The 1,293-nt window shown below is 36.7% G+C and carries 2 protein-coding genes and 1 pseudogene; all 3 read right to left on the bottom strand.

From position 1 onward, the window contains the following. Positions 1-613: pseudogene (locus tag Q0486_RS01455) on the bottom strand (hypothetical protein); the annotation flags it as partial. Beyond that, entirely contained in the window at positions 585-731 is a 147-nt protein-coding gene (locus tag Q0486_RS01450; protein ID WP_299229722.1) for a hypothetical protein, read from the bottom strand. The pseudogene Q0486_RS01455 and the gene Q0486_RS01450, both read right to left, overlap by 29 nt. A gap of 227 nt (positions 732-958) precedes the next feature. Next, positions 959-1,293 (bottom strand): hypothetical protein (locus Q0486_RS01445; RefSeq protein WP_299229719.1); only part of this gene is annotated, 335 nt, incomplete at its 5' end.

The following is a 1,293-nucleotide window of genomic DNA, read 5'->3' as shown; positions in this document are numbered from 1 at the left end:
CAACACGGATACTATATACATCCTGCAATCTTGCCGGATCACTTTCCATGATTTCGCCACTATGGACAATTTCAATGATATCGCCCACCTCTGGTTCCAACGAAGGATCCAAGTGTTCTATTTTAACCTCGATTCTATCAGAACTGCGAAGTTCCGGACTGCCTTCTACCGGCTCAACCAAGTAATGATTGTCAAAGATTTCCAATATTACAGCCTGAAAAACAGAATCAAGGCTGCATACAACAACTTTATCTTTGTTATTACAACTTACTTGAAGCTGGGTATGTTCATCAGTTTTCCAGATCCATGTGTTATCAGATTTTATATCTGGATCTTCCCACACATCAACAAGTTGATAATTTCTATAACCAACCAACAAATCATTCATATCTGCTTCATCCATTTCAGCAATAGATTCTAAGGACGGCAGATTGTCCTGACTTTTTCTTGTATGGTATCCGATGAACCATGCACAGACTGCTACTGCTATAATCAAAATAGTAATTAATCCAATTTTTATAGTCTTTTTCATGATGCACTCCCACCTTCCTAAATATGCACTCTTGTAAAGACACCGATAAGAATTAGAACGACACCTGCAATCCTTGTCCATAATAATGTTCTTTTGGATACTTCGCTCCATTCGGCAAAACAGGATGTATGATCCACATCAAACCGCAAATAACAAAGCCTACACTTCTGTAAATCCAAAAATCAAATATTTCTGTCATAATATTTGTCAAAATGATAATAATAACTGCAATAATCATTTGCTTTTTATAGGTTAGTTTCATGTAATCACGCTCCTCAAATTAAATTTTTATACTAAACAAAATGAAAAGCTATCGGAATAATCAAAACTATGCTTGCTCCTATTACACTTATTGCTATCACTTTCTTAAAATCTCTCTTCTGTTGTACGGTCATATCATTATACCATGTCATAAAATTACACCTCCTAGATCAATTTCACTTTTATATCCGGTACGCACTTTTCCTGAAACGTTAGTTTCCATTCAATCCTCTCTGATTTTTCAAAATACATAGAAGAGCAACAAGCTCTTAGTTTCGCGACGCTCCCATCCGGATGGTAGTAATCTTCTCCGTCTTCTGTTTTTGGTCTTAGACCTATGATTCCGACAGACGTTGCCCCTCTATGTGGATTCCCCTGCTTCCTACGAGGAGAATCACCCTGACAAGCATCCTTTAAATAAACTTCCTCCAGCTCAGGAAATAATGTATAAGTCATAATGGAATAACAGATATAACTGAAGACAAATACGGTAACATTTG

Source organism: uncultured Bacteroides sp. (assembly GCF_937912035.1).
Lineage (GTDB): Bacteria > Bacteroidota > Bacteroidia > Bacteroidales > Bacteroidaceae > Phocaeicola.
The sequence above is the reverse complement of the archived record's forward strand: the minus strand, read 5'-3'. Positions and strand labels throughout refer to the sequence as shown.

What these genes read in the sequence shown, in the direction of transcription:
- Q0486_RS01450 (WP_299229722.1), bottom strand. Translation starts at nt 731, where the DNA reads ATGACAGAAATATTTGATTTTTGGATTTACAGAAGTGTAGGCTTTGTT.